We start from the raw sequence: 218 nt of genomic DNA, 5'->3' as shown, positions 1-218 counted from the left end.
CTGGCGAGATTCATCTGCCCCTGCAAACTATTGAAAGGCACCCCCGACTCAAACATATGCGTCAGGCTGAGACGCCGCGCGACTTCAGCCAGATTAAAAATACTCACCAGGCGCAAGGCGCCCGTCGCGCCTGCAGGCGTCTCGAGGAAACGCCCACGCCCCATACCAATATCAATGCGCCCGTCGGATTCTGCCAGCGAGAATGCCTGGGGGGAGCC

The 218-nt window shown here is 60.1% G+C and carries 1 protein-coding gene; it reads right to left on the bottom strand.

The features are described 5' to 3' along the window. Positions 1 to 218: hypothetical protein (locus A3709_RS24150; protein WP_197484310.1), on the bottom strand; the 218-nt coding region annotated here is incomplete at both ends.

It is taken from the genome of Halioglobus sp. HI00S01, from assembly GCF_001635445.1.
GTDB lineage: Bacteria > Pseudomonadota > Gammaproteobacteria > Pseudomonadales > Halieaceae > Halioglobus > Halioglobus japonicus.
The sequence above is the reverse complement of the archived record's forward strand: the minus strand, read 5'-3'. Positions and strand labels throughout refer to the sequence as shown.